The 7,868-nt window shown below is 67.8% G+C and carries 8 protein-coding genes; 6 read left to right on the top strand and 2 right to left on the bottom strand.

The annotated features are described in order from the left end of the window. Positions 1–5 precede the first annotated feature (5 nt). On the top strand, positions 6–1,364 hold the full coding sequence (gorA, locus tag DBV14_RS08875; RefSeq protein WP_124458822.1) for a glutathione-disulfide reductase: 1,359 nt from the start codon (positions 6–8) through the stop codon (positions 1,362–1,364). On the opposite strand, the gene DBV14_RS08880 is transcribed toward gorA, so the two are convergent. Both DBV14_RS08880 and DBV14_RS08885 read right to left on the bottom strand, forming a co-directional pair. After that, positions 1,361–2,269 (bottom strand): ketopantoate reductase family protein, encoded by a 909-nt coding sequence (locus DBV14_RS08880; protein ID WP_124458823.1) that lies wholly within the window; start codon positions 2,267–2,269, stop codon positions 1,361–1,363. The two genes, gorA and DBV14_RS08880, sit on opposite strands and share 4 nt — an antisense overlap. Before the next feature lie 64 nt (positions 2,270–2,333). Further along, on the bottom strand, positions 2,334–3,242 hold the full coding sequence (locus DBV14_RS08885; protein WP_124458824.1) for a LysR substrate-binding domain-containing protein: 909 nt from the start codon (positions 3,240–3,242) through the stop codon (positions 2,334–2,336). Between the two features lie 165 nt (positions 3,243–3,407). Here DBV14_RS08885 and DBV14_RS08890 point away from each other — a divergent pair, with 165 nt between their 5' ends. Genes DBV14_RS08890 through DBV14_RS08910 form a run of 5 tightly spaced genes read left to right on the top strand, consistent with a single transcriptional unit; the run spans position 3,408 to position 7,717 of the window. Next, positions 3,408–4,193: an ABC transporter permease gene (locus DBV14_RS08890; RefSeq protein ID WP_124458825.1), complete on the top strand. Its 786-nt coding sequence runs from the start codon at positions 3,408–3,410 to the stop codon at positions 4,191–4,193. A 5-nt stretch (positions 4,194–4,198) separates the two neighbouring features. Beyond that, on the top strand, positions 4,199–5,227 hold the full coding sequence (locus DBV14_RS08895) for an ABC transporter ATP-binding protein (RefSeq protein ID WP_124458826.1): 1,029 nt from the start codon (positions 4,199–4,201) through the stop codon (positions 5,225–5,227). Between the two features lie 49 nt (positions 5,228–5,276). Next, a complete protein-coding gene (locus DBV14_RS08900; protein ID WP_124458827.1) occupies positions 5,277–6,365 on the top strand; it encodes an extracellular solute-binding protein in 1,089 nt (362 codons plus the stop codon). Positions 6,366–6,396: 31 nt separating this feature from the next. After that, on the top strand, positions 6,397–7,218 hold the full coding sequence (locus DBV14_RS08905; protein ID WP_124458832.1) for an ABC transporter permease: 822 nt from the start codon (positions 6,397–6,399) through the stop codon (positions 7,216–7,218). Continuing rightward, positions 7,169–7,717, top strand: a complete 549-nt coding sequence (locus tag DBV14_RS08910; RefSeq protein ID WP_124458828.1) for a TIGR00725 family protein — start codon at positions 7,169–7,171, stop codon at positions 7,715–7,717. Before DBV14_RS08905 ends, DBV14_RS08910 begins: the two co-directional genes overlap by 50 nt. Positions 7,718–7,868 lie beyond the last annotated feature (151 nt).

Consider the following 7,868-nt stretch of genomic DNA (forward strand, 5'->3'; position numbering starts at 1 on the left):
TTTTCATGCGCACATTCGACTTCGATCTCTTCGTCATTGGCGGCGGCAGCGGTGGCGTTCGCGCCGCGCGCATGGCCGCGCAGACCGGTGCCCGCGTGGGGCTGGCCGAGGCCGCCGAGCTGGGCGGCACCTGCGTCAACGTGGGCTGCATCCCGAAGAAGCTCTACAGCTACGCGGCCGGCTATGCCGAGTCTTTCGAGGAAGCGGCGGGCTACGGCTGGACGCTGCCCGAGGCGCCGCGCTTCGACTGGGCGCACCTGAAGACGCAGCGCGCGAAAGAGATCACGCGGCTCAACGGCATCTACGGCTCGCTGCTGAAAAATTCGGGCGTCACGCTCATCACCGGCTGGGCGCAACTGGTCGACGGCCACACGGTCGAGATCGATGGCAAGCGCCACACGGCGCGCCACCTGCTGGTGGCCACCGGCGGCACGCCCTTCGTGCCCGACATTCCGGGCCGCGAGCACATCGTGACTTCCGACGCCATGTTCGACCTCGATCCGTTTCCCAAGCGCCTGCTGGTGGTGGGCGGCGGCTACATCGCCTGCGAGTTCGCATCGATCTTCAACGGCCTGGGCGCCAAGGTGACGCAGCTGCATCGCCGCGCGCACCTGCTCACCGGCTTCGACGACGACGTGCGCCAGTTCCTCGCGAAGGAGATGGACAAGGCGGGTGTCGACCTGCGGCTCAACTGCGAAGCCTCGTCGATATCGCGCGGCCCGCACGGGCTTACCGTGACGCTGGCGCGCGGCCAGCAGGTCGAGGCCGACACGGTGCTCTTTGCCACCGGCCGCGTGCCCAACACGCAGGGCCTGGGCCTCGAAGCCGCGGGCGTGAAGCTCGACGACAAGGGCGCCATCGCGGTCGATGCGCACTACCGCAGCTCGGTGCCGTCGATCTACGCGGTAGGCGATGTTTCCACGCGCGTGCAGCTCACGCCAGTGGCACTGGCCGAGGCCATGACGGTGGTCGATGCGCTGTTCGGCAAGGGCAAGCGCAGCGTCGACTATGAGTTCATTCCCACGGCGGTGTTCACCCATCCGAACATCGGCACCTGCGGCTACAGCGAGATCGATGCGCGCGCGAAGTTCGGCGAGGTGACGGTGTTCTCCAGCGAGTTCAAGTCGCTGCGCCACACGCTCTCGGGCCGCAGCGAGCGCACCTTCATGAAGCTGGTGGTGGACAAGAAAAGCGACCGCGTGGTCGGCCTGCACATGGTGGGCGCGGACGCGGGCGAAGTGGTGCAGGGCTTTGCGGTGGCAATGCGCGCGGGCGCCACCAAGGCCATGTTCGACAGCACCATCGGCATCCACCCCACGGCGGCCGAAGAGTTCGTGACGATGCGCGAGCCGATGCCAGGCTAGGCGCCGGCCTTTTGCTGCTTGCCTTCGAGCAGCTTCACCAGCACGAACAGCACGCGGTTGGCGGGCGTGGGCACGCCCAGCGCCTCGCCGCGCCGCACGACGAGGCCGTTGAGGTGGTCGATTTCGCTGAGCTTGCCGCGTGCGAGGTCTTGCGCGGTCGACGAGTACTGCGAGGGCATCGACTGCGCGATGGCGCGAATGGCGGCGTCGGTGTCGCCCACCACGTCGATGCCTTCGGCCTTTGCCACGGCAAGGCACTCGGCCACCACGTCGCGAATCACGTCGGTCACGCCCGTGCCTTTCACGAGCACGCCGTAGGGCAACTGCGTGATGGCCGACAGCGCGTTGTAGGCGCAGTTGAGGATCAGCTTGGCCCAGAGCGAGCCGCTCACGTTGTCCGAAATCTGCGTGGGCACGCCGGCCGCGACAAGGTGCCGCGCGACCTGCTCGCTGGCGCGCGAAGGCGCGATCACCAGTTCGCCGCGGCCGTGGTGCCTGACGTGGCCGGGGCCGGCCATCTCGGTCGCCACGTAGACCACGGCGGCCGCCACTTCGTTCGACGGCAGCACCGAGCGCACGCGCGCATCGTTGTCCACGCCGTTCTGCAGCGTGAGCACCAGCGCATCGGGCGACAGGTGCGGCTTGATCAGCGCCGCGGCCGATTCGCTGTCGGTGGACTTCACGCAGAACAGCACGAGGTCGGCGCCCTGCACCGCGCTGGCTTCGGTGCTCGCGCCGAGCTTCACGTGTTCGTCGAACGCCTTGGTCTCCAGACGCAGCCCGTTGGCGCGAACGGCCTCCACGTGCGAAGCCCGGCCGACCAGCACCACCTCGTGGCCCGCGCGCGCCAGCATGGCGCCGTAGTAGCAGCCGACCGCGCCGGCACCCATCACTGCGACTTTCATCGATTCACTTCCTTGGTTGTTCGTGTGCGGTTGCACAGGTTAGCGAAGACCGTAGCTTCATGCTTCATGCCTCGGCGCCGCGCGATGCCACGCCTTCTTCGAGCAGCCATTCGCGAAACGCCGCGAAGGCCGGCAGGTCGAGGCGGTCGGGCCGGTAGCAGAGGTAGTGCCCCTGGTTCACGCTCACCGGCGTGCCGCAGGGGCTCAGCAGCGAGCCTTCGGCCAGCTCTTCCTGCACCAGCAGCTTGGGCACGAGGCCGATGCCCAGCCCGTTGAGCGCTGCCTGGATCAGCGCCGAGTACTGCGCGAAGCGCGGGCCGGCCACGGTCTGCACTTCGGCCACGCCATGCTGCGCGGCCCATTGCCGCCACGCCGTGGGCGCGCCTTCGTGATGCAGCAGCGTGTGGCCCACGATGTCGGCCGGCTGCGCGATGCGGTGCCGCCCCTCGACCAGCGAACGCGCCACGATCAGCACGAACTCGCGCCCCGCGATGTATTCGGACACCACGCCCGGCCAGCCGTCGGGGCCATAGCGGATGGCCGCGTCGACACCGGCCGGAATGCCATCGCTCGGCTCCAGGTGGCGGCTGAAGCTCAGCATCACGTGGCGGCTTCTCTGGCTGAAGGCAGGGAGGCGCGGAATGAGCCACTTGGTCAGAAAGGTGGGCACGCTGGCCAGCGTGAGCAGGCCGGCCCCGGCATCGCCCGAGCGCGCCTCGAAGGTCGCCGTTTCAATGGCGCGCAGGCCACCGGAAATCTTCTGCCAGTACACGCGTCCCTGCGGCGTGAGCTGCACGCCGCGGCCGTTCTTCTGCAGCAGCTCGCGGCCAAGAAAAGCCTCGAGCCCCGCGATCTGCTTGCTGACCGCGCTCACGGTGATGCACAGGGCACCGGCCGCCAGCGTGATGCTCTCGTGGCGCGCCACCGCATCGAAGGCCAGCAGCTCCTGGATGGTGGGGCAGTCACGCTTCATGCATGGCTCCGGTTGATGAAAACCTGGTGAAAAACATTTTCCAATTGCTCAAGTGTCGTCATCCAACTTTCACCCATAGGTTCTCAGGTGCTTCCTAGAATTCGGGGAACGCTGCGGCACGCCTTGCGCAGACAGTAGCGCATCCGGAAAGTATGCCGGGTGTCCATGACACTGGAGACAACCTTGGTTCGCGGCATCTCGCTCATCTACGGCCTGTACCTGCTGCTGCCCATCGCCCTGCTGCTGGTCGGCAGCCTTGGCGGCAACTGGACCAACACGCTGCTGCCCACGGGCGTCACGGGCCAGTGGTACGTAGACCTGTGGCTCGACACGTCGTTCCGCAAGGCCTTCGTCAGCAGCCTCGTGGTGGCCCTGTCGGCCTGCGCCATCAACACCGTGCTGGCATTGCCGCTGGCCTACGCGCTGTACCACGGCGCCCGGCGCGGCGGCAGCCTGGCGGCGCGCATCGTGAGCGCCACGCCGGTGGCGGTGCCGCCCATCACCATGGCCTTCGGCTACATGATCGTCTTCAACACCGACCTTGCGCCCTGGCTGGGCTCGATGCCGTTGCTGATCGCGGCGCACGCGATTCTCACGCTGCCCTACCTCACGAACACGCTGCTGTCGGACCTGCGCCACCTCGACCTGGGCCGGCTCGAACAGGCCGCCGCAACGCTCGGTGCCTCGGGCTGGCAGCAGTTCACCGGCATCGTGCTGCCCAGCCTGCGCCAGAGCCTGATCAGCGGGCTGGTGATGGTGGCGGCCATCTCGGTGGGCGAGTTCGGCGTGTCGAACCTGCTCACGAGTTTCCAGAACCGCACCTACCCCGTGGTGCTGCTGCAGGCCTTCTATGGCGCCACGGGCTTTGCCTGCGCGGCCACGGTGATCCTCCTCGTGCTGGCGAGCGCGTCGGCCCTTCTTTCTTCTTCCTTGGTGAAGCAGCGCACGTAACCCCCATGAGCCTTCTTCTGCACAACGTCAGCTACAACTACCCGGGCAGCACGCACGGCCTGCACGACGTGTCGCTCGACGTGCGCACGGGTGAACTGGTCGCGGTGATCGGGCCCAGCGGCTCGGGCAAGTCGACCTTGCTCAAGCTGGTGGCGGGCCTGGAGACGGGCCACACGGGCCGCATCCTGCTGGGCGGCGACGACATGTCGCGCACGCCGGTGCACCAGCGCCACATCGGCATGGTGTTCCAGAGCTACGCGCTGTTCCCGCACCTGAGCGTGCTCGACAACGTGGCCTACGGGCTCAAGCTGCGCAAGGTCGATACGGCCGAGCGCCGCAAGCGCGCACAGGAACTGCTCGACATCGTGGGGCTGGGCGACTACGCGCAGCGCGCCGTGGCGCAGCTTTCCGGTGGGCAACAACAGCGCGTGGCGCTTGCGCGCGCACTGGCCATCGACCCGCGCGCGCTGCTGCTCGACGAGCCGCTGTCGGCGCTCGACGCCAGCGTGCGCGGCCACCTGCGCGACCAGATCCGCGCTATTCAGCAACGCTTCAACGCGACCACGCTGCTGGTCACGCACGACCAGGAAGAAGCACTGGTCATGGCCGACCGCGTCGCCATGCTCAAGGACGGCCGGCTGCTGCAGATTGCCACGCCGCGCGAGATTTATGAGAACCCGGCGAGCCGCGCGGTGGCCGAGTTCGTCGGGCTCTCGACGATCCTGCCCGCGAAGGTGTCCGCGCCCGACCGGCTGGACCTGGGCTTTGCCGAACTGTTCGCGCCCACCGGCAACCGCACGGCCGGCACCGCGGTGCACGTGCTGGTGCGGCCCGAACACATCCAGCCCGACCCCGCGTCCGGCGGCATCAACCGTATGGCGGGCCGCACCGGTGCGCAGCGCTACCTGGGCGCGCTCACGCGCTACGACTTCGAAGTGGCCGGCGCGAGCAAGCCCTTCCTGGCCGAGTCGCCGCTGCCGGCCGCAGAAGCGATTGCCATCGCGCCCGAGCACCTTCGCCTGCTCGATCACTGACCGCTTTCTTCCTTTCCTTCTTTCTCTTCATTCCCTCCAAGGAGCCACCATGCAACGCAGACATCTGATCCAGGCCGCCGGCGCATTGCCCGTACTCTCGTTGGCCACGCTCGCAGCCCGCACCGCCTTCGCCTTCGACGGCCCCGAGCTCTATGCGGGCGAGAAGGCGCTGTATGCCGAAGCGCAGAAGGAAGGCCTGTGCGTGTCCTTCGACACCGGCCCGGAATGGGCCAACTGGAAGTCGCTGTTCGCCGCCTTCAAGAAGCGCTACCCCGAGATCGAGTTGACCTACAACGACATCGGCTCGGCCGCCACCGTGGTCGCGCTCGAAAAGACCAAGCGCCGCCCGCAGGCCGACACCGCCTACTACTTCGCGGCCTCGGCCGTCGATGCCGCGAAGAAGGATGTGGTCGCGCCCTTCAAGCCCGTCAACTTCGACAAGCTGCCGCCGGTGTTCCGCGAGGCCGAAGGCCGCTGGTTCACCATCCACACGCTCAACATCGCCTTCCTGGTCAACAAGAAGCTGGTGAAGAACGTGCCCGCCGGCTGGGCCGACCTGCTCAAGCCCGAGTTCAAGAGCACGGTGGTGTACCTCGATCCGCGCTCGACCGGCATCGGCCAGGTGCTGACCTTTGCCGCGGCGTACGCCAACGGCGGCAGCGTCGACAACGTGCAGCCCGGCACCGACTACCTGGGCAAGCTGCATTCGGCCGGCAACGTGCTGCGCGTGGAAGGCACCACGCCGTACGCCAAGTTCCTGAAGGGCGAGATCCCGGTGTGGATCAGCTACGAGAACGACGGCCTGAAGGCCAAGCACGTCGATGGCATGGGCGATGCGATCGAGGTGGTGATTCCAAAAGAAGCCAGCGTGGCCGCGCCGTACGCCATCAGCCTGGTGAAGAACGGCCCGAACCCGAACGCCGGCAAGCTGTGGCTCAACTTCATCATGAGCGAGGCCGGCCAGTCGCTGTTTGCGCAGGGCTTCGTGCGGCCCGCCGTGCCGGGCACGCCGCTGTCGGCCGACATTGCCGCCAAGATGCCGGCCGCGCCGCAGATCAAGCCGCTCGACGTGGTGAAGGCCTCTGAGCGCAAGGCCGAGGTCGACAAGCTCTGGGCGCAAGCGGCGCTGGGCAAGTAAGCAAGAAGGCCCGAAGGAAAGAACGAACGTGATGCGACGCTTTGGCGCCTGGCCCGCATGGGCCTTCATGGCGCTGTTCTTCGCGGTGCCGCTGGCGGCGCTGCTGCCCGAAGCTTTTGGCGAGGGCGGCAGTGCCTTCGGGCGGCTGTTCGGCAACCCGCTGTTCTTCGGTGCGCTGCGCAACACGCTGGGCCTGGGCCTGGCGGCGGGCGCGATCTCGGCGCTGGTGGGCACCTGCATCGCCATCGAACTGGCGCGCCAGCCCGAAGGCCGGCGCCAATGGATGATGACCTTGCTGGGCCTGCCGCTGGCCTTCTCGGGCCTGGTGATCGCCTACGGCTTCATCCTGGCCTTCGGGCGCGCGGGCTTCGTGACGCAGTTGCTCGCGGGGCTGGGCGCCGATCCGGCGGTGATCGGCAGCTGGATCTACAGCGTGTCGGGCCTGGGCTTTGCCTATGCCTACTACCTGATCCCGCGCGTGGCGCTGTCGCTGTACCCGGTGTTCGCCAACCTCGACCTGCGTCCGGCGCAGGCGGCGCGCACGCTGGGTGCGTCGAAGGCGCGTGCCTTCTGGGACACGGTGGTGCCCGAGGTACTGCCCTCGGTGTTGTCGAACGCCTGCATGGTGGCCGCGATTGCCATGGGCACGTATGGCACGGCGCTGGCGCTGGTGGGCACGCAGTTGAACATCCTGCCGCTGATGCTGCTGGCGCAGGTGGGCGACGGCGGTTCCGATTTCGCGGTGGCAGCGGCTTTGTCGCTGGTGCTGATGGTGGTGTGTGTGATCGTGATGGGAGTGGGCGATGTCGTTACGCGAAGGCGCGAGCGCGGTGCTGTCGGCACCGGTCACTGAGGCGCTGACGCGCCTGGCTCAAAAACAGTGGGGTCCGGAGCGGCACCGCCAGCCGGTGGCGATCCTCGGCCCGGGCGATGGCGGGCCGGCGGAATGCGAGGTGGCGTATGCGGTGGCGCATGCGCTGGCGGGCGCGGGCATGGCGGTGATCTGCGGCGGGCGCGGCGGCGTGATGGCAGCGGCCTCGCGTGGCGCGACGGAGGCGGGCGGCATTGCGGTGGGCGTGCTGCCGGAGGACGACGACCGCCACGCGAACGAGTGGCTGAGCGTGGCAATTCCAACGGGGATGGGCGAGATGCGCAACGCGATCATCGCGCGCAGCGGGGTGTGCCTGATCGCGATCGGGGGCAACATGGGAACGTTGTCGGAGATGGCAATGGGGCTGAAGTGGGGCAAGCCGGTGTTCGTGATTCACGGAGACGTGGAACTGCCTGGTGCTGTGCAGGCTGTCGATGTGAACGACATGCTGATCAAGGTGCTGGACTGTCTCCTGGGCTGAGTCCTGTTCTTGGCGCTGCTGTTCGGGTGCGGGGGCGGGTGCGGGATCGGGGTCATTCAGGGCGCGTGCGACTGACACCGGGTACTTCCCTCCGCGAATGTCCCCCGCTTCGCTCCTCCTTTATTTCGCTGCGGGAAGCACCCGATGCCCT

It is taken from the genome of Variovorax sp. KBW07, from assembly GCF_003852515.1.
GTDB lineage: Bacteria > Pseudomonadota > Gammaproteobacteria > Burkholderiales > Burkholderiaceae_C > Variovorax.